This window comes from Ralstonia sp. VS2407, assembly GCF_052950655.1.
The window spans coordinates 193,593-217,272 of the sequence record NZ_JBRFVG010000002.1; the positions used below are offsets into that span (position 1 = coordinate 193,593).

The following is a 23,680-nucleotide window of genomic DNA, read 5'->3' on the forward strand; positions in this document are numbered from 1 at the left end:
GCCCGCCGTAGGTGGCTTGCCTTTTCCGTTTATCCGATCCGCACGATGTCACCCGGGACGACAAGATCCGGATCCTGCCCCGTTGCGCCCTGTGTGTACGGATTGCCGTCCAGCGCGGCCCAGTCGAACTGGCTGTTCATCGGCGGCAGCTTGTCGAACGCGGCAAGCGTACGCGGCTCGGATGCCGGGCCCGTGGTGCCGAGCAGCTTGGCGGCATCGGCAGCGCTCAGTTGCCAGAGCGTGTCGCCAGGGCCAACGATCGCGTACTGCGGCGACGTGGCCGTGCCGATCGACGGTAACGCGTGCGGAGCGTTGGCGCGCAGCACGTCACCGCTCACGCCTTGCATGTCGGGCAGCGGGAACGCGGCAATGGGCTGATTGTTCTGATCCTGCCCGTTGCCATTGGCCTGCACTTGCGCAACGGCCGGCTTAGCCGCTTGGTTGGGCACGAACAGCTCGATGCCGAAGCGCGTGACCGCCGCCACACCCAGGATCACGCCGCCGGGCATCATGGGATTGCTTGGCAGGCGCTGGCCGACCTTGGGCATCAGGTCGCCGGCAATGCGCAGGGCGCCTGCCCCGAATGCCAGGTCCAACGCCGCCTTGGTGGCGCCCATGGCCGGGCTGTTCGTATGCATGAGCGCGTCGTTCATCGCCAGGGGCACGGAGCCGACCGTGTACAGCGACATCGTGAATGCCTGGGCACGGTTGAGCCACGGGCTCGTGTTGGTCGCCTTGTCGTTGAACGTGGCGCCCAGGCGGCCAGCAAAGTTGCGGCTGGATAGCGCCAGGTTGGCGCTCAGGAACAGCGCATTGCTCCAGAACGACGGTGTGTTCAGGTGGGCACCGTGCGTTGCAAACCAGTAGGCCGTGTTGCCGTTATTCAGCGCAAGCGTGAGCAGTTGCAGCGTGTCGTTGGCGCGGCCAATGGGGCTCTTCGGAGAGAGCAGTTTTGCCGGTGCGCTCGTGAGCGCTTGCAGGCGCTGCACGTCGCGGTCGGTCTGGGCGTCGGGGTTGTCTTTCTTGCTGAGCGCATCGGTGAGGGCGTCCGGGTTGGCCTGGAAGTGATCCAGCGCTTCACCGATGGCCGCGCGGTCTGTCTTTGAGAGCCCCCAGCGGCCCGCCTGATCGCGCACGTTGGCCTTGAGCCACGCCAGCGCCGAGGCGGAATCCTCGGTCCCCAGCTTGCCAAGCTGTTCGTTGATCGCGCGTGTCTTGTTGGCGCGCAGCGCCGCGATGCTGCCGCGATACATGAATGAAAGCGGACTCGTGACGGACGGGTCGAATACCGCGTGCGTAGCGGCGCTTCCGGTGAGTGTGGCGGAACTCGCAGCCGTGGAGAACGCCCCGGTGAGCGAGCCCGCGAAGATCCACCGGATCCACGGCTTGCGCTTGGGTTCTCCGGCGCTGGCGGCGCTGTTCGGCTCGGTGGGCGGGGTGCCGTTGCCATCGTCGCCGGCCTCGCCGGTCTTGATGGGCGGGGTGCTGGGCTCCGTGGGCTTGCTGTTGGAGGCCTGCGTGCCGAGGGCGGGCGTGTCCGGCGACGGACCATCCGGACCCTTCGGCCCCGTCGCGTTTGCTGCCGCGGGTGGGGGCACGTCAGGTTTCTTGCCGGCGGCCAGATTGATCATCTGCACAACGGTCTGGTAGGTGTTGCTGTCGTGTCCGCCCACAGTCGGATCGGCGCGGCCGGTGACGCCATCTACCGCCCCGGCGTTGGCACTGGCCTGGAGCGCGTCCATGTGCTGCTGGTGCGTGCTGAGCAAATCCGTGCGGCCGGCGGCCTTCAATGCAGATGCGGCAAGGCCGTGCGCGCCCCAGTTTGAGTTGGATGCGCTCACGTAGTGGTCGGCCGGTACCACCGAGCGGGGGTCGACCACGGTGCCGTCGGGCAGCGTCACCTGCGGGGCCGTGCGGCGCGTGTTGCCCATGCCGGCTTCATGCCCGCGCGAGCCTACACCGATGGTGGTCACGCCATCGGTCTTCCAGCCGGCTGCGACCACTTCGTCCAGCGGCACGGTCTGGTCAGTGACGTCGTTGCCGTTCTGGTCGATATACCGGCCATCGGCGTTGCGACCGTGAACGTTGATGGAGACGATCGTGTCGGGCGACTCCTGGTTGATGAGGTCTTGCGCGGTGGTGCGTGCCGGCTCGCCTGGCGCCGCATCGAACGGGACGATGCTGTAGTCGTTGACCGCTGCGCCGCGTGCCTGAAGCGCGGCATCGAGTGTGGGCACCGCTTCGTGCGGGACCACATAGACAACCTGCTTGCCCGAGGCCTGCATGTCATGACCAAACACGGCAGCGCCGGCAATGCCGTCGGTGTCGACAGCGCCATGCGCATTGCGGGCGCCGGCCAGTACCAGGATGCGGTTGCTGTCCTGTAGCGCGGCGGCGGCGTTGTCGACCCCCTTCGGGTTTTCAATGCGCGCCATGTCGGGGTTGAACATCGCCATCACGGCGTTGCTGATGGGCGTGGGCTCCATGCGCGGGTTCGGCGGGATGGTGCCGTCCAGCGTCTTGCCGGGGCCAAACCTGCGCACGCGCTGCACGGGCACATTGAGGCGCTCCATCAGGTTCTGCACCGATTCGCTCACGGGCCCGGTCTTGCCGGAGGTCACGACGTAAGGCTCGGTGGAATAGGCTGCGCTCGGCGTGTGCCATTCGCTCTTCCCGATTTCGTTGAGCAGTGCCTTGGCCTGGTACTCCATCGGGTCGATCACGGGAATATCCATGCCGCGCTTCTGCAGCGAGGTCACGAGAAAATCCTTCATGGCCGGGTAGTGCGTGCAGCACAGCCACAGCGACGTGGTGTTCGGGTCGAGTTCCTCCACATATTTGTCCGAGGCGGCTTGCAGCTCTGCCTTCACCGCCGGGTCATCGCTCTTGTGCTTGAGGTCGTTGACGAAATCCGCAAATTTGTGGGCTGCCACGGCCTGCGGGGTGATGTCGCCATTGGTCAGCTCAGCGACCCTGTTCTGGTATGCGCCGCTCTTGACGGTGCCCGCTGTGGCGATGACGGCCGGGCGGTCACCGCCGTGTTCGACCATGGCGCGCGAGGTCACGTCAATCAGGTTGATGACGGGCACATCCACGTTGTCCAGCGCTTTCGGGAACGCGGTACACGCGGTGTTGCACGCCATGGCCACCATGGCCGCCTTCAGGCGCTGTGCGGTCTGCAGGCCATTGCCCACCAGGCGGATAAGCGTGTCGGGGCTCTTGGGGCCGTAGGGCGCGTTGGCATGGTCCACCACCGGCACCATCTGCAGGTCTTCCCCCGTTTCGGCCTTGATGATTGCCAGCATGTTCTTGGCCGCGATCAGCCCGCCGTTGCTGGAGTCGAAGGCGGCAACGGTGAAGGGTTCGTTGGGCGTGGCCTCGTCAAACGTCTTGCCGTCGGGCATGTGGTTCATGGCGTTGCGCAACAGCACGAGCATGCCCTGGTGCACCTGCGAGGCGAAACCGTCGACGCTGGCTTCGCCCTTGCGGCTCACGCCATCCACCGCACCGGCATCCACCGAAGCCTTGATGGCCGCGTGCAGTTGCTCCGGCTTGGGCATGAGATCCAGCCGCCCCATGTTGCGCAGCATGTTGGCCAGGATGGCCTGCGCGCCAAAGTTGGAATTCCACGCCGTGACAGGAAAGTCCACCGGCACCGTCGAGGCAAAATCGACTGTGCTGCCGTCAGCCAGCGTGACCGGCGGAATCTTGCTGCGCAGGCTGCCCATGCCGGCTTCGTTGCCGCCGTCGCCCACGCCCACCGTAACGATGCCCTTGCGCTTGTTGGCTTCCAGAATGATCTGGTCTTTCGGCGCATTGACATCGGCAACCGAGATGCCGCGCATGTTCAGGTAGTCGCCATCGGCATTGCGCGCCGGCAGCTCGATGGCCACCACGGCTTCGGGCTGCACGCGGTCGAGCAGTTCGTTGGCCGCATCGCGCGCGGGCTGGCCGCGCTTGGCATCGAACAGCTCGAGCTTGACGAGGTGGCCGCCCGGATAGGTATCGAGCACCGACTGGAGCACGGGCATGTTGGCCGAATCGGTGGCAACGGTGATGTCGTAGCCGGCCTGCGCGAGCGTGGCGGCTTTCTCGCCTGTGCCGACGGGGCCATCGGTTTCCGGCAGCATGCGGCCTGTTGTGGGGTCGCGTCCCACCGTAAAGCCCGTCACCATCAGGATGCGCTTGCCCATCAGCGCGGCGGCGGCGTCTTCGGTGCCGCCCTTGACGAAGAAGTTGCGGATGCCGCGGTCGATGAACATGGCCTGGATGCGGTCCACCGGCGACATGATGCGATCGGCCGTGCGCCCGAACACCGACGACTTGCCGCGATAGAGCTGCATGCGCTGGCGCCAGCTCATGCGCACGGGGTCTTTGATGTTGGCGGTATCGTGCGCGAACTCGGCCTTGCTCAGGATGAGTTGCCGCTGCTCATCGCTCATCTTCGAAAGCGCGCTGGCCAGGCGCCGCACGCCAATGCCACGCGGATGACGGCCGGCGGTGGTCCCGCTGGTACGGTAATTTTCTGCGTCAAGCAGAAGGTCGGCATGCTGCGACAGCGCGTTCTGCGTGCCGGCGTCGAGTGCCTTTTGCGTGTCGGTAAAGTTCGTGAGCGTGACTTCCGGGTTGGCGAGGTCATCCAAAGCGCCGGGCAGCGGCCGCGAAGGGCGGGCAGGTCCCGTGTTGGTTGGATTGCCTTCGTCACCCGGTGTGCCCGTTTTGCCGGGTTCTGTGGTTGGGTCGCCTGCGGTCTTGGGCTTGCCGGTGGCGGGGTCGATCGGGTCGGTGCCCGGCTTGCCTGTCGTGCCGTCCTTGCCTTCGCTGCCGGCCGTGGTGTCGCCCGGCTCGTTGGTCTTGCCGCTGGTTTGCGTGATGACCGGCTCGGTGGTCGGGTCGGTTGTGGGCCGGCCGGCGTTGGCTGGGTCGTTGGCAGCCACCGTGGTGGGCTCGGACACCATCTCGGTGGGCCTGTAGCGGTCGGCGTTGTTCTTCAGGGCGTTGAGCAGGCCGACGCGCTCCGTGCCTTGCGACAGGCCAACACGTTCGAGCATGCGCGTGGCGCCCACCTGGCCCAGGCCAAGACCCAGGAACATGATCGATTCGGCTTTCTGCTCGCCCGACATCCGGTCGCCGTACATCAGCAGGTCCTTGACCTGCGCGCCCGTCATGACGATGCCGCCGCCACCGGCCACCAAATCCGAAGCCGAGCGCGTGAGCGTGAACATCTTTGAGGCCGCCGCCGCTTCCGACAGCGCGGACACGCCCTTGCCCGCCAAGCTGTACTCACCCGCTGCCGATGTGACGATGGCTAGCCAGTCGTTAAAGGCCTCGGGGTTGGTGGGCGACCACGAGCGGCCGTGGTCGGCCAGCGTGTTGAGGTGGTCGACCGACTCCCCAACGATCCACCCCGTGCCCACCGCCACCATGGCGCCGCCCACAATCGATGCGCCACCGAACGTGCCCACCGACAGGATCACCCCGCCCACCGCCGTGGCCACGCCGGCCACGATGTCGACAACGTGCCGGATCTTTTGCCCCGTTGTGGTGATGTGCGCACTGAAGTGATCGACGTCGGGAATGCCCTTGCTGTCGAGCGCCACAGTGCCTGCAAGGTTCTTCGGCACGTAGATCGTGCCGCCGTCAGACAGGGCGTTGTTATGGCGGTAGTCGTCGAGGTTTTCGTAGTCCCAGCCGCGATCGTCGATGTAGTGCGGCTTGCCCCCGTTCTTGTCGGTGACTTCGAACAACGCCGTCGGCATTACGCCTGCGCTCTTGTCCACGTAGGCAATCGGAATGGCTTTCACGGTCGGGTTATCGCCACCCACCTCGTGGATCTTCTTGTTGACCTCGTCGATGATCTTGGTGCTGTTGCCGCTGGTGAACCACGCTGTGCCGGTGGTGCCGCTGCTTTGCGCGCCGGCGTTGTCAGCCTGGATCATCAGCGCGCCGCCGATGTAGTTCTTGAGCTGCGTGTCGGCATCAGGGCCAGTGAAAGACTGCGCCTTGTCGTTGTAGAGCGGTGTGTCCTTGCCAAAGGTGGCCTTGGACATCTGCCCGAAGATGTTCTTCAGCCCCGTGTTCTGGTCGGACTGGAACGTCTTGTAGTCGGCTTCCGCCTGCTTTTGCTGGACCTTCTCGTTGCCGCGGTCAAAGGCGCGTTGCAGCATGTCGGCGTTGGGCAAGTCCTTGCCGTGCTGCTGGATCAGCGCGTTGGTGACGGTGGCGCCGTTGCCGTCGCCCACGGCGTTCTGCACCGGCACCCACGACGGCATGCTCCCCCCCGAGCCGGAGGTCTGCATGCTGTACAGGAACGATTTGGCATTGGAGTCGGTGGTCAGCCAGTTGGCAACCTGCTGGGCGTGATCGGTGCTTGGCTGGTCGCTGGCAAAGCGCGGCGAATCGGCCACGGCGGCCGTCAGGCTCAAGCCGCCGTAAAAGTCCGAGCCGTGGGGCACGAGTCCCGACGTGTCGGCGCCGGCGTTGCTCTGGAACCACTTGCCGTTGTCGTTGAAGCGATCCTCTACGGTGGTCAGCAGGTTGTTTGCCACCTCGGGTGGCGCCACCTTGGCCAGGTCCTTCATCCATTTGCCGACGGCGTCGTATTTGACCGTGCTGTCGGCCATCTTGCGATTGGCGTCCGGGTCGTCGGGGTTGTACTTGTAGACCTGGGTGAGGTCGCTGATCTGCTTGTTGAAGTAGTCGCTGTGTGCGTTGAAGAAGGGGGCGCCGGCCACCTGGTACAGATGGTCGCGCGCGTCGGGGTCGGCGCTGGTGACCGACACGTCGTTCATGTTGGTCGACAGGATCTTCAGCGCGCCCTGCGCATCGCCCGCCTTCATCTTGGCCGCGACCTGATCCTTGGTGTAGTTCACGCGCACGTCGTAGCTGGCTGCACCGATCTGCTCGTAGATCTGCTCGGCGTTCTTGTCATTGGCGTGCGGCCGCGCAAGCTGCACGCACGCGAACTGCACCGGATCGTTGGTGGCGAGCGCCTTGTCCTGCGCCGACAGCGTCGGGTCGTTCGGGTTGATGTGGTTGATCTGGTACTGGATCGCATCGGCTGTGGCGATGTTCCTGGCAAACGCGAGGCTGCCGTCGTCCCAATCGGGGTGGGCCTTTGCCAGCGCATCGGCGGCGTCGTTGGCCGCCTTCAGGTTATCGCCCGAGCCAAAGTTCTCGTAGCTTGAAAGCTCGCCGCCAATGGCGGTCTTGAAGTCCTGGATGGCCTTGTCCAGGTTGGCCTGCGCCGTGTTGATCGAGTCCTGCTTGTCTTCAGCAATGGTCCGATTGGTGACCTTGATGTTCTGCGCATCCTGCAGCTTGTCTTGCGCATCGAGCACGCCGTCGCGCGCTTCCGATGCGGTGCGCTGGCTCGGGTCTTGCTTCTCTACGGCGTCTTTTGCATCGTCGACGATCTTGTCGAGCCATTTGGCATCGGGATCGCGTTTCTTGATGGCGTCCGCTGCGTCTTCGATGGCTTTCTTCTCGCCGCCAGCGGGCGCTTCGTCGGCCTGCCGGCGCAACTCGTTCTGTACCGAGTTGATGACGTCCGAAAGCGGCTTGTCGAGCTTGGCCTGGGCGGCCTTGGAGTCGTCGCCGTTGTTGATGTAGTCGTTGACCGCCGTGTTGGCCGTCTGGATGGCCGCGTCGGTTTTGGTTTTGGCGTCGGCGGCGGACGGTAGTAGACGATGCGGCCGTTGATCTCGTCGATGGCGGGCATGGTGTTCTCCAGCGGCGCCCCATACGGGGTGGGCCTGATTGAAAGCAATCGGGTGATAGGGGCATTCTGGACGCCGGTTGTCAGCGCAGCTATTGGCGAATTACGTAGTGCGGCGCCGGTGTGGGCGCGCCCGCGTTGTAGAAACTACGAGGTTCCGTGGCAGTTTTGGCCGAGCGTTGGCAAAAACCGCCGAGCACGCATGCATGGGCGTGCGCCGCAGCACGAAAATCCGTAACCTGAGCGCGCTGCATGGGCCGATGGCGCAGCGAGTGCGCCGCAACCGGGCCGCATACAAAAACACGAGGGGCAGGGCATGAACCTACGTTTTCTGGAAACCTTTGTCTGGGTGGCGCGGCTGCGCAGTTTCCGCCTCACCGCAGACAAGCTGTTCACCACGCAGGCATCGATTTCTGCGCGCATTGCCGCGCTGGAAGAAGAGCTTGGCGTACGCCTGTTTGACCGCGACACACGCGGGGTGCAACTCACGCCCGATGGCCACAAGGTGCTGGAATATGCAGACCGCATGGTGAGCACGCTGCACCAGTTGCAGGCGGCGGTGGCACAGCGCCCGGGCTTTGAAGGGCGCGTGCGGGTCGGGGCGATGGACAGCGTCATCCATACGTGGCTCTCGCCCCTCATTGCGCGCACGGCCGAGATGTTTCCCGCGTTGGAAATCGAACTCGTGGCCGACAGCGCGATGCACCTCGTCGAGCAGCTACAGAAGGGCGCGCTCGACATTGCCTTCCAGACCGATCTGCTGCGCGCCGAAAGCGTGCGCAACGTGCAGCTCGCGCAGTACCCGATCCATTGGGTGGTGGCCACCAACTCGCGGTTGGCGCACCCATACGGCAGCCTGGGCGAACTTGCGCGCGAACGGCTCATCACCTTCGTGCGCAACTCCCGGCCGCATCAGGACATGCTCAACCTGCTGCACCTGAGCGGGGTGGAATCACCGCGCGTGAACTGCGTCAATTCGGTGGCCGCCATGACGCGCCTGGTGGGCGATGGCTTTGGCGTGGGCGCGTTGCCCACCGTGCTGGTGCGCGACCGCATTGAGAGCGGGGCGTTGACGGTGCTGGAAGTGGAGCCGGCGTTGCCCGCCCTGCCGATCATCGCGTCGTGGCGCGCGGGGGCGGGCCTGGAGGTGCACGAAGCCATCGTCGGCCTGGCGCGCACGATGGCGCGTGAGTTCTGCCTCTCGGTCGGGCCGCGCTACGCGATTGCCGAGGAAGTCGAGCGCAACACGGAAGCCGCCTAAGCCAACGCAGCGTGCCGTGGCGCCAGCGTCAGAATATCGAGCGGCCGGTCAGCGTCGTGAGCCACTCCAGCGCCTGCAGGCCGGCCAGCGAATTGCCGCTGACGTCCAGCCCCGGAGACCACACGCACACGCCAAATTCGCCCGGCAGCACGGCGACGATGCCGCCGCCCACGCCGCTCTTGGCGGGCAACCCTACGCGATAGACGAAGTCGCCCGCCGCGTCGTAGGTACCGCAGGTCAGCATCAGTGCAGACAGGCGCTTGGCAGGGCTGGCACCGACGATGTGCTCACCGCTCCACGGCACAACGCCGCCGTTGGCGAGAAACAGCACGGCGCGCGCGAGGTCGGTGCAGTCCATTTCGATGGCGCACTGGCGGCAGTACGCATCGATGACGGTTTCCACCGGCATGTGCAGGTTGCCGAAGCTCTTCATGAAGTGGGCCATCGCGCGGTTGCGGTCGGCATGGGCCAGTTCGGATTCGGCCACGCGCCGCACGTAGTCGATGCGTGGGTTGTCGACCAGCCGTCGCATGAACTGCACCAGCGCGGTTTCGGCCTGCACGAAGCGGCGGCACAGCACGTCGGTCACGACCAGCGCACCGGCATTGATGAACGGGTTGCGCGGGATGCCGTTCTCGTATTCGAGCTGCACCAGCGAGTTGAAAGCATTGCCGGAGGGTTCGCGGCCGACGCGCTGCCAGAGCGTTTCGCCTTCGAGCTGGAAGGCCAGCGTGCAGGCAAACAGTTTGGACACGCTCTGGATCGAGAACGGCACATCCGCCTTGCCCACCGTGTAGACATCGCCGCCCAGGGTGACGATGGCCATGCCGAAATCCGTCGCACTGGCGCCGGCCAGCTCGGGGATGTAATCGGCAACCCGCCCCTGGCCGAGGTACGGCTGGATGTCGCGGTGGATGGTGTCCAGGATCGCTTGGTAGTCCATGTCAGGCCAGGAGGGCAAAACGGTGGGGCGGCGATTTTACACGCGCGGGTGCTGCACCGGCCTCGGCAATCACCTTTTCCTATCGCCTGCAATCCGAAACTTTCGTTGGACCGCGTTTCATCACGCTTTCACAATCAGCCGCACAAACAACCTTGTGGAAGAGCTTGCATGACGACGGCAGTGGAGACAGCCCAGGCAAAAAGAATGCCGGAACAACCGGCACCGATGCCCTTACCCGCCCGCACGGGTGCCAGCGTGGCCTACGCAAATCCGTATTCCGCCCGCCTGGCGGCGCGCTCGGGCGTGCTGCGTGGCCATACCAGCGGCCTGTGCGATGGCTACGTGCAGGCCAACATCGTGATGCTGCGCGATACGTGGGCCAACGAGTTCCTGCGCTTCTGCCAGCTCAACCCGAAACCGTGCCCGCTGCTGGACGTGACCGAGCCCGGCGTGCCCGTATTTCGCCATCTGGGCCAGGACGTTGACGTGCGCCGCGACGTGCCGCGCTATCGCGTCTACCGCAACGGCGAGCTGGCCGACGAACCGGCCGACGTTGAAGCGCTGTGGACCGACGACATGGTTGCGTTTGCCATTGGCTGCTCTTTCTCGTTCGAGCATGCGTTGATGGAGGCGGGTGTGCCGCTGCGCCATATCGCCATGTCGCGCAACGTGGCGATGTATCGCACGTCGGTCGACACGATCGGTACGTCCCGCCTGGCGGGCAAGCTCGTGGTGTCGATGCGGCCGATGTCGGTGCCCAACGCCATCCGCGCGATCGAGATCACCTCGCGCATGCCGCGTGCGCACGGCGCGCCGGTGCATTTTGGTGACCCTGCGGCCATCGGCATTGCTGATCTGGCGCAGCCCGATTGGGGGGATGCCGTGCCCGTGCAGCCTGGCGAGGTGCCGGTGTTCTGGGCCTGTGGCGTGACACCCCAGGCGGTGGTGCAGCAAGCGCGGCCCGAGCTGTGCATCACGCATGCGCCGGGGCACATGCTGATCACAGACCTGCGCACCGCAGCGCTGACCTGAGCACGCAGTCGCAAGAGCGAGAGAGCGAAAGACGGACGGGTACCGGGGTTCCAGCCGGCGCACGCAGAGGCGCTGGTTTATAGCAAGCCATAAGCGATAGACGCATCGAGACAGCATCAGTAACAAGGAGGAAACACCATGACAACCGAAGCAACGGTTGCGCGAGCGCCCGCCGGGACGGACGCCACGGCCGCAGCCAATTCCGGCGGTTTGTTCCGCTGGTACCGAGAGATATCCACGCAGGAGCGGCGCACGTTCTGGAGCTGCAAGGTGGGCTACGCGCTCGACGCGATGGACACGCAGATCCTGAGCTTCGTCATCCCCACGTTGATCGGCGTGTGGGGCTTGTCCAAGGCCGATGCGGGGTTGATCGGCACATGCACGTTGCTGGCATCGGCGGCGGGGGGCTGGGTGGCTGGCATCCTGTCGGATCGCATCGGGCGCGTGCGCGCGTTGCAGATCACCATCCTGTGGTTTGCGGTGTTTACCTTCCTGTGCGGCCTTGCGCAGAACTACGAACAACTGCTGATTGCGCGCACGCTCATGGGCTTCGGCTTTGGCGGCGAATGGACGGCCGGCGCGGTGCTGATCGGCGAGGCCATCCGCTCGCAGGATCGCGGCAAGGCCGTTGGCATGGTGCAAGCGGGGTGGGCGCTGGGTTGGGGCGCATCGGCATTGCTGTATGCGTGGTTCTTCAGCGTGATGCCGCCCGAGACCGCATGGCGCGCGTTGTTCCTCGTGGGGATCGTGCCGGCGGTGTTCGTGTTCTTCCTGCGCAGGCTGGTGAAAGAGCCGGAGGTGTTTCAGGAAGCCAAGTCACAAGCCGCCGAGCGCACGAGCTTCTTCGAGATTTTCTCTCCGCGGCTATTGAGCACCACGCTGCGTGCCGCTGTGCTGACCACCGGCGCGCAAGGCGGCTACTACGCCATCACCACGTGGCTGCCGACGTTCCTGAAAACCGAGCGCCATCTGACCGTGCTGGGCACCGGCGGCTATCTGGCCGTGGTGATCATTGGTTCGTACATCGGCTACCTGACCAGCGCGGTGCTGACTGACCGCCTGGGCCGCAAGCGCAACTTCATCCTGTTTGCGGTGGGCTCGATGGTGGTGGCGCTGGCCTACACGCAACTGGAGGTGACCGACAACACAATGCTGCTGCTCGGCCTGCCGCTGGGCTTCTTTGCCTCGGGCATCTTTGCCGGCATGGGTGCGTTCCTGACCGAGTTGTTCCCGACGGCGGTGCGCGGCTCGGGCCAGGGCTTTTGCTACAACGTGGGCCGGGCGGTTGGCGCATGCTTTCCGTTCCTGATCGGGCAGGTGAGTGCGCATTCGTCCCTCGGGCATGCCATCGGCATCTTCGCGGCGGGCGCCTATGGGCTGCTCATCGTGGCGGCGCTCACCTTGCCGGAAACGCGCGGCCGAGAACTCGAATCGATTTAACTCCAGTGCTTCCCCCAAAAGTGCACAGCGCGCGGCGTTTGGAAGACGCCGCGCTTTTTTTTGTGCATCGATATGCCTCGGCGGTTTCAAGACACGCCGGACATGAAGCACTGATCTATCCGCCGGTCAATCACGTTCAGGCAGTCGACCGAGGAAGAGCCCGCCGACAATCTGCAGACGCGCTTGGGGCCACGTTGAAGGTGTTCGACGCGTGAATGCAGGGAGTCCGGCGCGCGGGATTGGCGTTGGTTTTTTATCAATCGTTAATCTTGGCGTGGCCCTGCGCCAATCAAGTGCACGCATACCGACTTGGCCCAGCGCAATTAGCCCGCGTTAAACCAGAATTCAATAACTTTCAGGCTCCAAGTAACGGAACGCTCATCTGAAAAACGCACGCTTCCACTAGCATGCGAGCCATCGCCTGTCGACAACGTATCGGCGGGCATGCCGGGGGGATTCCGGCTGAAGGCAACGAGTCTGCGTAGTTGGCCCGGCCGGTGCAAATCGCATAGAACGATGGGAGCGGGCCCATGAGTTTCACCTCTACCGGCAACGGCAAAGCGCCGTCCGGAAATTCCTTTTTTTCGACCCTGTCCGGCGGCGGATTGTCGTCGGGCATCGGCATGCTTGCGGATGCTGCCGGCATGCTCGGCAACGCGCCGGGGGCCGGTTTGATTGGGGGCGCGGCGCGCGCTGCGCAGTTGGCGCAGACGGGCATGTCGCTGCTTGGGCGCACGCCAGCCTCGATTGCCGATGCCATCAACGGCATGCCCGGCGCGAAGTCTCGCCTGACGCAGGCCAGCCGCTTCGTGCGCATGGAGTCGCCACTCGGGCCCGACGTACTGCTGGTCAATGCGCTGGTGGTGAACGAGTACGTCAGCCGCCTGCCGGAAATCCATCTCGACCTGCTATCGCACCAGAGCGAAATTGAGATCGACAAGATCGTCGGGCAGCAGGTGTCGGTGTCGCTGGAACCCAAGTCCACCGGCGGCGTGTTCAGCCAGCTGGCGGCCGGGCCGGAAATCGGCCAGCGCTACTTTCAGGGCTACGTTGCATCGTTCGGGCGAGTCGGGCACCCCGGCTCGGTCACGCGCTACGAGATGACGGTGGTGCCGTGGTTCTGGTTTCTCACGCGCTCGACGGACTGCCGCATCTTCCAGAACAAGACCACGGAAGATATCCTCTCCGAGATCTTTGTCGAGCTCGGCTTTCACGATTTTGAGTTCAACCTGAAGTCGGAGCAGGCGCGGCTCGAATACGTCGTCATGTACCGGGAGTCCTACTTCAACTTCTGCGCCCGCCTGATGGAGCAGGAGGGCATGTTCTGGACGCACCGCTACGAGAAAGACCGGCACGTCCTCGTCATTGGCGACACCAACGACCTGTTCAAGCCGCTGACGCCTGTCGATACGATTCCGTACTACGGCGCCAGCGCCGCCAGCGAGCGCAACGGCATCGACCGGTGGGACGAGGCGTTCAACTTTCGCGTGGGCAAGATCACCTATCGGGATTTCAACTACGACACACCGTCGTCTCCGCTGATGCACGTGGAAGTGCCGACCACGCTGAAGAACCCGAACATTGGCGGCACCGAGCGCTACGAATACCACTCGCTGTACGACCACAGCGACGACGGCCGCCGGTACGCGCGCCATGCCATGGAAGCAGAAGAGGCGCAGGCGCATCGGTTCAAGGGTGCAGGCTTCGTGCAGGCCATGACCACGGCCGGGCGCTTCCGGCTGACCAACCACCCCGTCTCGGCCTACGACGACAAGGCCTTTGTTCTGCTGCACGTACGCCACCACGCCGTGAACGACTACACGAGCCAGGGCGCCGAGCAGCCGTACCGCAACAGCTTTACGTGCCTGCCCGTGGAGGTGCCGTTCCGCCCCGAGCGCCGCACACCCAAGCCCTACATGTACGGTACGCAGGCGGCTGTGGTGGTCGGCCCCAAAGGCGAAGAGATCCATACCGACGGCAGCCGCGTCAAGGTGCATTTCTTCTGGGACCGGCGCGGCAAGATGGATGGCTCCGATTCCATCTGGGTGCGCGTGTCGCAGCCGTGGGCGGGCGCGGGTTGGGGCGGCGCGGCCATCCCGCGTATCGGCCAAGAGGTGATCGTCGCCTTCAACGAGGGCGACCCCGACAACCCGGTGATTGTCGGCCGCGTGTTCAACGGCGAGGCCGCCAACCCGTACCACGGCGATGGCGGCCAGACCATGGGCATCCGCAGCCAGACGCACAAGGGAGGTGGCTCCAACGAGCTGCGCTTCTCCGACGTGAATGGCGCGCAGGAAGTGTTCATGCACGCGCAGAAAGATATGAACACCGTGGTGCAAGACGCGCAGAGCACGCATGTGGTCAAGGGCGATCGGACGATCCTGGTGTCGACGGGCAACCATGCGACGGAGGTCTCTACCGGCAACCTGAGCGAAGCCGTCAAGGGCGACCACACCACGCTGGTTACCCAGGGCCACCACAAGACGCAGATCGACACCGGCAACATGGAAACGACCGTGAGCACGGGCGACAAAACGCTCACGGTATCGAAGGGCAACTACGAGACGACGGTGTCGGTGGGGGATCTGACGGACACGGTCACGCAAGGCAACACCACGCAGAAGTCGCCCGCCGGTGTGCACACGATCGAGGCCAAGGAACTGTGGATCAAGGTGGGCGGTGCCGGCGGGACGTCGATCCATATGACGGCCGATGCGATCGAGCTGCACAAGGGCTCATCCACGATCCGGCTGGATGCGGCCGAGATCAAGATCCAGGCACCCAATACCCATATCAACCCGGATAACGGCTGACACCATGTATCAGATGCAGGAAGGTTCCTTGTTGCTCCCACCGGACTGGATCGACAAGACGATGAATGTGTTCGTCTCCGCCTCCACCGGCACGGAGGGCGTGAGCTTTGTCGTCACGCGCGAGCGTCTGCCATGGGGCATGCAGTTTGGCGAGTACGCCGCCAGCGAGCTGCAAAAGCTCGCCAAGCAGGTGCCCGACTATGAAGCGGTGAGCAGCAGCGAAACCACGGTGTCCGGCCGCGCAGCGTATGCGCACGAATACAAATGGTCGAACAACGGCCGGCCACTGCAGCAGTTGCTGACGATGGTGGAGCACGGCAAGCAGGTGCTGATGCTCACCTTTACCGCGCCCGGGGTGCTGAGCGCCAGTCAGAAGACGCTGGTAGAAGGCGTGGTGCAGAGCCTGCGCCTGAACGAGCCCGCCTGAGCGCAGCGCTGCCATGGCGGATCAAGATCCAAGCACACCGAGCACTCCCACCGGGCCGAGCGGCACCGCCGACGAGCGCTTGGCCGCGCTTCAGAACCTGGAAGACGGCGAGGCGAAAAAGCAGTCGCAGATGAAGTGGGTGGACGGCGCCAACTACGGCATGTTGGGCGCCGACGTTGGCTATGGCGCGTACGCCGCCGGCACCGCAGCAACCGCTGCGGGCGCGACCGGTGCGGCTGCGGCAGGTGCCGCAGCGCTGGCCGCCGTGCCCGCTGTGGTGGCACTGGGCGGTGCGTGGCTGCTTGGCAAGATTGGTGTCACCGGCGCCGTTGAGAAAGGCGCCGAATGGCTTGGCGACAAGCTGGGCTTGAGCATTGGAAAGGGCGATCCGCACCCGGCGTGCGTGGGTGACGACATCGCGCATTCATCGGGCTTCTGGGGCATGGTGGCCGGTCTCGCAATCGGGGTCGCCATTGGAGCCGCGGTTGCCGCGACGGTGGCGACCGGTGGGCTGGCCGGTGCGGTGATCGTGGGTGCCTGTATGGCAGGTGGCCTGAGCCTCGGAAGCGGTTTGGCCGCAGCCAGCCAGAGCATGGGCAGCAACTGCGGAAAGATCGCGTCTGGCTCAGGCAATGTCACCTTCGAAGGCAAAGCCGCGGCGCGTGTGACGGACATCATCGCTTGCGATAAGCACCCCGGGCCCGAGCCGCTGGTCGAAGGCAGTCTGACCATCACCGTCAACCAACTGCCGATCGTGCGCATCGGCCATTCGAGCCATTGCAGCGGCAAGGTGAACTCTGGGCGCAAGAGCATCCTGATCGACAAGACCACCGGGCAGTTCGGGCCGAAGAATCCCGAGCTGACAGCCGGCGAAGAGTTCTTTGCGGGTCTCGTGGGTGGGCTGCTTGGGGCCAAGCTGGGCGGCATGATCGGCGGCAGGGCGCCGGGAGAGCCGAACAAGTCGGCCGAACGTGACGGCGTCAAAGACGAAACCGCCACCGACTGCAAAGACCCAATCGACGTGGCGACCGGCGAGATGGTGGAGATCCGCACAGACGTGTCGATTCCCGGCGTTCTGCCTCTAGTGCTCACGCGCCGCTACCGCACGCGTTCGGATGACGAGGGCCTGCTTGGTCCAAGGTGGTCGACGAACTGGTCGCAGCGCTTGCGGTTGGATGAAGGTCGCCTCGTTCGTTTCTTCGATGGTGGTGGGCTCACGATCACCTTTGAGGCCCCCGATGCCGATCTCAACGGCATCAACCTGCGCGAACCACGTTATCGCCTGGAGGGCACGCGAACCGCACCTCGCGTCCTTGACGATGAAACGCGCCATATCCTGTGGTTTGCACCATTGGTCGACGGCGCCGTATCGCGCATCGAGCGTATCGAGGACTGGAGCGGCAATGCCATCGCGTTCGAGTACGACACCCATGGCCGGCTGACCGAGCTGCGACACACGACCGGTTACGCGCTCGTGTTGACGTATCCGGGCGCGCTGCGCACGGTGTCCAGCATTACCTTGCTCGAAGAGTCGGGCGAGACACGACGTTTGGCCGACTACCTGTATGAAGGCGGCATGCTCGCGCAGGTGTCGAGTTTCCAGCATGGTGAGTTCCACTACACCTACGAGGCGCACGGCTGGATGACGAGCTGGCGCGACGCCGACCAGACAGAGGTTCGCTACGCCTACGACAGCTTCGGCCGCGTGGTCGAGACCGGCACACGCGAGGGTTACCACACCGGCCGCTTCGTCTATGAGGACGGCGTCACGCGTGTGCTCGATATCGATGGTGAATGGCTCTACGCCCACAACGCCGAAGGACTGGTCACACGCGAGGTGAACCCGCTTGGGCATGTGATTCAACGCGAGTGGCAACTTGGCCGATTGGCGTCTCAAACCGACCCGCTCGGGCGGCGCACCGATTTCGGATACGACACGCAGGGCCGGCTGGCCAGCATGGGCGATGCCGCCGGCGGCGCCACGCTGTTCAAGTACGACGCACAGCGTCGCCTTGCGGCTGTGGTGCAGCCAAACGGCGATCGCGTGGCAATGGAGTATGACGACAAGCATCGGCTGATGGCACGCACCGAACCAGATGGGCAGGTCAAACGCTATCGGTACGGTGAACGGGGTGAGCTTCTGCGGGCGGTCGAGGGAGAGCAGGAAACCCGCTTCGACTATGACGCACAGCTTCGGCTCATCAGCACGCGTTTGCCCACGGGCGCGAAGCAGGGCACACGCTTCGATGTGCTTGGGCGCCTGCTCGAAGAGGTCGATGCGCACGGCAACGTGACGCGTCACGACTACGCCGCCGGCGTGGACAATCCGCGCGGCAACCGGGCGCTGACCACACTGCCGGACCGCAGCATGCATCGCACCGCCTACAACGCAGAAGGGCTGGCGGTGGCGAACACCGATCCGCTGGGCCGGATCACGCGCTATACCTACGGTCCGTTCGATCTGCTGACAAGCACCACCGATGCCGCCGGCCATGCCACCCGCTTTGAGTACGATCATGCAACGCGGCCGGTGCGGATCGTCAATGCGCGCGGTGAGGTGTGGGAGTACCGCTACGACGCAGCTGGGCGGCTTGTCACCGAGATCGACTGGGGCGGCCGAGTCTCACACTATGAGCGCGATGTAGCCGGGCGGGTGGTCAAGAAGACGTGGCCGGACGGCGGTGTCTGGCTGTATCGATATGACGCGGGCGACCGGCCTGTGGCGATCGACGCGGGCGACGTCAAACTCGTCTACCGGTACGACGCGGCGGGGTGCATGACCGCTGCCGCGGTGCAAAGCGAGTCCACGCACGTCATCCGCTTCCGCTACGACAGCAAGGGCCGCCTGATCGAGGAGGATCAGCACGGCCAGCGCCTCCAACATGCCTACGACGCGCGGGGCCGGCGCGAGGCGCGCAAGACTGCGCATCGGGAAACACGCTATGAGTACGATGCGCTCGGCGCCCTGACGCAGGTTGGCGGCATGACCATCCAGCGGGATCTGCTTGGCCGCGAAACGGGTCGGCAGGCCGGTGAATTCATTCTGCAGCGGCAGTACGACGCCGTAGACCGCCTGCAGCGCCAGACGGCCGGCCCCCGTGCGGCCTTTGACGCGCTGCCGGTCAACCCTGTCGAAGCGCTGCAGAGCCTGACGCGTCAGCATTTCCGCTACGACGCTGCGGGGCAGCTGACCCAGATCGATACCGATGCAGACAGCTTCGTGTATACGCACGACGCGCGCGGACAGGTCACCGCCTTCGATAGCGTTCGGCAGCCCGCAGAGCACTATGCCTACGATGTATCCCGGAACATTGCCGCGCATGGCCGTAGAGGTCCCGTCGATCGACACGATTACCTAGCAGGTGGCTTGCCCGTTCAGGCGGGGCATATCCACTATCGCTACGACGCTCGCGGGCGCGTCATCGAAAAGACCATCGAGCAACCCGGCGAACACCCTCGGACATGGCGTTACGCCTGGGACGGTCTGAACCGCCTGACCGAAGTTCACACGCCTGCCAACGAAACATGGATGTACCGCTACGACGCGTTCGGCCGGCGTATTGAGAAGACGCATGTCGAGACCGGGCGCGCGCAGCGCTTCCTGTGGGACGGTTACACGTTGGCTGAACGGTGGGAATGCGGCCGCGATGGGCAAACGGGCGCTGTCACGACCTGGCATTTCGAGCCAGAGAGCTTCGCACCGCTGGCGCAGGAATGCGGCGACCAGATGTACGCGATCTTCAACGCCCCCACCGGCCTGCCGCTGGAGATATACCGCGACACAGGTGAGAAGGTCTGGTCTGCCCGCTACAACCTGTGGGGCAGGCGGATCAGTGAAGAGGCACATGCTGCGGAAGCCGCCCCCGACACCAGCCTGCGTTTTGCGGGGCAGTGGGCAGACGAAGAGTCGGGGCTGCATTACAACCTGAACCGCTACTACGACCCCGACAGCGGCTGCTATCTCAGCATTGACCCGATCGCCATCCGCGGTGGGCACCGTACACAGGGCTATGTGCAGAACCCGTTGCGGGAGATGGATCCGCTTGGGTTGGCGGTGTGCGAACAACGCTATGCCAACTACAAGTCATTGCGTGAGATGGGGTTGTCAGTCGAGGATGCCGCTAAGCTTTCGAAGTCGTTGAACGGCAAGCCCCTTGAGATCAAGGTGGGCGATAACGGGGAGGTCTATGCAAAGCTGCCGGCACCCTCCAACCCGGATGTCTTGCGGTGGCAGCGAATGAACGGCGATGGCATGTCGAACCGCAGTAAATACATGGGTTCGACGCCTTCAAAGGATTCGCCGGTCGGGCGTGAAGTACAGGACCGGATGCGCAAGGAAGGCACATTGAAGGGGGAGGGCGACGGGCGGGAGGTTCTCGGTGCGGATGGAAAATGGTACCCAATCGATCAAACAGACATGGGCCACAAACAGTCGGCCGTGGATTATTGGAATACGGAAGGGCGCTACTATGGCCCTCGATCGCCAGAAGTGCGCGAATTCATGAACGATCCAAAGAACTACGAGTTGGAGCCTAAGAGTATCAACAGAAGTAACGGCGCGAAGATGGGTACGACCTATGACTCACCGGCAACGCCGGAGGAAAAGGCCGGCTATTTCAGCATTGACGACATTGATTAGAGCTAGAGCACACACAGCATGAGCAAGACACTTCCGGATGCGCTTTACGCGCAAATCACCGACCTCTGTAAGCAAGGCGACGAACTGGTAGAGCAGGGGAACCTCGACGCCGGCAAACAGCACTACATCGCCGCACTACGCCTGCTGCCCGACAACCCGCTCGACTGGGAAGCCGCCACTTGGATCTATGTCGCCATTGGCGACGTCCACTTCCGCACGAACAATTTCGACAAGGCGTTCAAGTGTTTCTACAACGCCGTGCAGTGTCCCAAGGGCTTGGGCAATCCGTACATCCATCTTCGCCTCGGCCAGCTTTACTACGAGCAGGGCAACTTCGATAAAGCGACCGATGAACTGACCCGCGCCTATATGGGCGGCGGCTTGGACATCTTTCTCGAAGACGATCCCAAGTACCTCGAATTCCTGGAAACGAAGATCAAGCTCTGATAGGGGGCAAAAAGACGCAGCTGAACTGCCGGTCACGGGCCCTTATGGCTCGAACGTGGACCACCAACCGTCGAACGTGAACCTCTGCGGGCGGAATGCGAGCCTCAAACACTCGCATTCCGCAGTCGGAGGTCGAAATTTTCGACCTCCGACACCCGCCATCGAGCCTCGGACACTCGAGCGTCGGCCTCAACTGGACAACGTCGACGGTTTGAGGGCGGGGCTCGGGGCTCGGAGGTCCGATGGGGCGAATGTTTTTGGGCCGCGTTTGACCCTCCAAGGGTCGTGCGCCACTGTTTGATGGTCGCGCGCCGCTCTCGGGCTGTGGAAATCGAATGTTTAGGACCCATGCGCGCACCGAAAGCTGCGGCGCTCCGCAGTCTGCGGGGCAACGACGGTGGGTTAGGGGTCAGGTTTGCTTCCGAAAGGTTTGGTCTTCGCGCGCTGCGAAGCGGAATGCCCGGTGCGCGCACGGCCCTTGCGCTTCAGAGCCTGATAGACGGAATCGGAACTTGGAAGGCGCCTGCGCCGCTATAATCGGCCCGCTGCCGCACCAACGGCAGCCTGGTTTAGCGACCTGAAACACCAAGGCGGACGATTGCTGCATGCAGTCGCACTGCTGCTTCCGTTCGCGCCTACTTTGGCGGGCCGGATGGTGAGACCTTCGGGTCTACCGGTTTCCTTGGGACCGGGTCGCTAACACCATCGTCAGGCCCGCCACCCTCGTTTAGCGCCGAGATGGTGAGGCTCCTTCAATTCCAAGGAGGCTCCTATGCCGATTTCCGACGCGACGCGACGCGCGTCCTACCCCTCTCCACCCGCACCACCGAGCCCAGCGCCCACGTCATTCGACACAGGGCGGCTCACCAAGAACCGCACCTACCTGAACGGCACCATCGCAGCGCAGGCGTATCTCAAGCGCACGCGCACCGCCATGTGCACACACGGCCAATGCCGGCCGGGCATGCTGCGCGAACAACTTCAGGTGTTCTCCACGCAGTCATTTCCACCGGCCTTCATCAAAGGCTTTGTGGATGCGATTGATGCCTACGTATCGATGTCGCTCGGCGGGCGCGATGTTGATCCGCAGACGTGGGACGTGTTAGCCGCCATAGAGCGGCGCGGCTACAGCCAGTAACAACAGATTGACGCATTCCCGTGACGGGCGGGAATGTCGCGCAGCGCTGCGCGAAGATGACATGACTGTGGATCGCAGGCAGTCCGCGGCAAAAAAAAACGCGGCCGAAGCCGCGCAGATCTCGCTTTCCAGAGAGAGAGGAGAAGTCTTTACTGCTGTGCCACCGTTGCGGGCTGGGCCGCGGTGGCTGCATTAGCCGGTCCTGCCGGCGGCAGATCACCCCACCCACCGCCCAGTGCCTTGATGAGCCCCACCGTGGAGTTCACGCGGCTGCCAGCAAGCTGCACGCCGATGCGTTCGGCGGACAGCATGTTGCGCTCGGCATCGATCACGTCCAGGTAGTTGACCGAGCCCGCGTTGTAGCGCGTGCGGGACAGCTGCGCGGCGCGCGTGGAGGCTCGCACGGCGTCGTCCTGGGCCTTGGCCTGATCGGCCAGCAGGCGCAGTTCCGAGAGGTTGTCTTCCACCTCGCGGAAGGCGACGAGCACGCTTTCGCGGTAGTTGGCAACGTTCTCTTCATACGCAGCACGTGCCCGCTTCACGCCGGCGCTGCGGGCGCCACCATCGAAGATCGGCAGCGACAGCGCAGTGCCGACCAGCGGCCCGAGAATCCACGTGCGGCTGCCCCATTTGAGCAGGTCGCCGATGTCGTGCGACTCGTAGCCGAAGCCGCCCGTGAGTTGCAGTTGCGGGAAAAACGCCGCACGCGCCACGCCAATGCGCGCGTTGGCAGCAGCCATCGAGCGCTCGGCGGCGGCCACGTCGGGGCGGCGTTCCAGCAGGGCGGAGGGCAGGCCGGCCGGTACGCGCACTTCGGCCGATTGCAGCGGGTCTGCGCCCATCGTGAAATCAGCCGGTGCCTTGCCCAGCAGCGTTGCCAGTGCGTGCTCCAGCACCGCGCGACGGCGTTGCACGCCGATGCGGTCGGAGCGCGCCGTGGCCAGTTCGGCATCGGCGCGGGCGACGTCCAGCTCGCCGATGTCGCCGGTGTTGAAGCGGCGCTGCACGAGCTTGAGCGCCTCTTCGCGGCCGACCAGCGTGCGAGCCAGCAACGCCTCTTCCGCATCCAGCGTGCGCAGGCTGAAGTACGTCTGTGCCACGTCGGCCTGCAATGACAGGCGGGCAGCACGGTACAGCGCTTCGACGCGTTCGGCGTCGGCGCCGGCGGCATCGATGTTGTTGCGCACGCGGCCGAACAGGTCGACCTCATACGCCACGGTGGACTGCGCGCGCCAGTACGTCTGCGGCTGTACGGGCGCGCCGACCGGCAAGCCGGCCGATGCAGCCGAAGCCCGCTGGCGCGTCGGGCCGAAGCCCGCATCCAGTTCCGGGAACAGCGATGCACGGTTGGCCTGCACGAAGGCGCGCGCTTGCGTGACGCGTGCGGCGGCGGCGGCCAGCGTGGGGCTGGCTTCAGCGGCCTGCGCTTCGAGCTTGTCGAGCGTCGGGTCGTTGAAGATCTTCCACCACGCGCCGTCGGCGGGCAGGGCGGGCTCGGCGGTCTTCCACTTGCCTTGCTCGTTTGCGGACAGCGGTGCATCGGTCGCTTGTGCCGATGGTGCCGCTTCCTTGAAGGCGTTGGGCGTGCCAACGTCCGGCTTCTCGTAGGTCGGGGCGAGCGAGCAGGCCGCGAGGAACAGCGCGGCGGCCAGCGCCAGCGGGGTCCAGCGGCCGGCGCGCATGGCCGGACCTGTTTGTTGTTGTGTCGACGCGTTCATAACGATGTCTTGATGAGTGTTGACCTTGGAGTCGCTAACAAACCCTTCCTGGCGTCGTTGCTCCTCCTTGCCGTACCTTTGTACTGTCTGCGTCGTCGCGCCTAG

11 protein-coding genes are annotated in these 23,680 nt (G+C 64.5%); 8 read left to right on the forward strand and 3 right to left on the reverse strand.

Annotated elements, in window-relative coordinates; translation table 11 throughout:
- Positions 1–29 precede the first annotated feature (29 nt).
- A complete protein-coding gene (locus tag ACU8YE_RS04110; RefSeq protein WP_446928153.1) occupies positions 30–7,523 on the reverse strand; it encodes a glutamate cyclase domain-containing protein in 7,494 nt (2,497 codons plus the stop codon).
- Positions 7,524–8,033: 510 nt separating this feature from the next.
- On the opposite strand from ACU8YE_RS04110, the gene ACU8YE_RS04115 reads away from it, so the two are divergent.
- Positions 8,034–8,978, forward strand: a complete 945-nt coding sequence (locus tag ACU8YE_RS04115) for a LysR family transcriptional regulator (RefSeq protein ID WP_045201589.1) — start codon at positions 8,034–8,036, stop codon at positions 8,976–8,978.
- A 28-nt stretch (positions 8,979–9,006) separates the two neighbouring features.
- Here the strand turns inward: ACU8YE_RS04115 and ACU8YE_RS04120 are convergent, their stop codons facing one another.
- Positions 9,007–9,921 (reverse strand): glutaminase, encoded by a 915-nt coding sequence (locus ACU8YE_RS04120; RefSeq protein ID WP_232039730.1) that lies wholly within the window; start codon positions 9,919–9,921, stop codon positions 9,007–9,009.
- A 225-nt stretch (positions 9,922–10,146) separates the two neighbouring features.
- On the opposite strand from ACU8YE_RS04120, the gene ACU8YE_RS04125 reads away from it, so the two are divergent.
- From ACU8YE_RS04125 to ACU8YE_RS04155, 7 genes are all read left to right on the forward strand, one after another.
- Positions 10,147–10,953: a putative hydro-lyase gene (locus ACU8YE_RS04125; RefSeq protein ID WP_414563329.1), complete on the forward strand. Its 807-nt coding sequence runs from the start codon at positions 10,147–10,149 to the stop codon at positions 10,951–10,953.
- Positions 10,954–11,091: 138 nt separating this feature from the next.
- Complete coding sequence (locus tag ACU8YE_RS04130; protein WP_232039729.1) at positions 11,092–12,393, forward strand: MFS transporter; 1,302 nt, start codon at positions 11,092–11,094, stop codon at positions 12,391–12,393.
- Positions 12,394–12,923: 530 nt separating this feature from the next.
- Positions 12,924–15,206, forward strand: a complete 2,283-nt coding sequence (locus tag ACU8YE_RS04135; protein WP_446928154.1) for a type VI secretion system Vgr family protein — start codon at positions 12,924–12,926, stop codon at positions 15,204–15,206.
- Between the two features lie 4 nt (positions 15,207–15,210).
- On the forward strand, positions 15,211–15,633 hold the full coding sequence (locus ACU8YE_RS04140; RefSeq protein ID WP_316870831.1) for a DcrB-related protein: 423 nt from the start codon (positions 15,211–15,213) through the stop codon (positions 15,631–15,633).
- A 13-nt stretch (positions 15,634–15,646) separates the two neighbouring features.
- Positions 15,647–20,272 (forward strand): DUF6531 domain-containing protein, encoded by a 4,626-nt coding sequence (locus tag ACU8YE_RS04145; protein ID WP_446928155.1) that lies wholly within the window; start codon positions 15,647–15,649, stop codon positions 20,270–20,272.
- 18 nt (positions 20,273–20,290) lie between these two features.
- Positions 20,291–20,719, forward strand: coding sequence for a tetratricopeptide repeat protein (locus tag ACU8YE_RS04150; protein ID WP_232039725.1), 429 nt, complete (start codon positions 20,291–20,293; stop codon positions 20,717–20,719).
- Between the two features lie 772 nt (positions 20,720–21,491).
- A complete protein-coding gene (locus tag ACU8YE_RS04155) occupies positions 21,492–21,857 on the forward strand; it encodes a hypothetical protein (protein ID WP_316870835.1) in 366 nt (121 codons plus the stop codon).
- 149 nt (positions 21,858–22,006) lie between these two features.
- On the opposite strand, the gene ACU8YE_RS04160 is transcribed toward ACU8YE_RS04155, so the two are convergent.
- The gene (locus tag ACU8YE_RS04160) at positions 22,007–23,575 is read right to left on the reverse strand and encodes an efflux transporter outer membrane subunit (protein ID WP_446928156.1); all 1,569 of its coding nucleotides are present in this window, start codon (positions 23,573–23,575) and stop codon (positions 22,007–22,009) included.
- Positions 23,576–23,680 lie beyond the last annotated feature (105 nt).

Bases quoted from the DNA above. Each gene is read 5' to 3' on its own strand.
- ACU8YE_RS04115 (WP_045201589.1), top strand. From the start codon at position 8,034: ATGAACCTACGTTTTCTGGAAACCTTTGTCTGGGTGGCGCGGCTGCGC.
- ACU8YE_RS04120 (WP_232039730.1), bottom strand. From the start codon at position 9,921: ATGGACTACCAAGCGATCCTGGACACCATCCACCGCGACATCCAGCCG.
- ACU8YE_RS04125 (WP_414563329.1), top strand. From the start codon at position 10,147: ATGCCCTTACCCGCCCGCACGGGTGCCAGCGTGGCCTACGCAAATCCG.
- ACU8YE_RS04130 (WP_232039729.1), top strand. From the start codon at position 11,092: ATGACAACCGAAGCAACGGTTGCGCGAGCGCCCGCCGGGACGGACGCC.
- ACU8YE_RS04135 (WP_446928154.1), top strand. From the start codon at position 12,924: ATGAGTTTCACCTCTACCGGCAACGGCAAAGCGCCGTCCGGAAATTCC.
- ACU8YE_RS04140 (WP_316870831.1), top strand. From the start codon at position 15,211: ATGTATCAGATGCAGGAAGGTTCCTTGTTGCTCCCACCGGACTGGATC.
- ACU8YE_RS04145 (WP_446928155.1), top strand. From the start codon at position 15,647: ATGGCGGATCAAGATCCAAGCACACCGAGCACTCCCACCGGGCCGAGC.
- ACU8YE_RS04150 (WP_232039725.1), top strand. From the start codon at position 20,291: ATGAGCAAGACACTTCCGGATGCGCTTTACGCGCAAATCACCGACCTC.
- ACU8YE_RS04155 (WP_316870835.1), top strand. From the start codon at position 21,492: ATGCCGATTTCCGACGCGACGCGACGCGCGTCCTACCCCTCTCCACCC.
- ACU8YE_RS04160 (WP_446928156.1), bottom strand. From the start codon at position 23,575: ATGAACGCGTCGACACAACAACAAACAGGTCCGGCCATGCGCGCCGGC.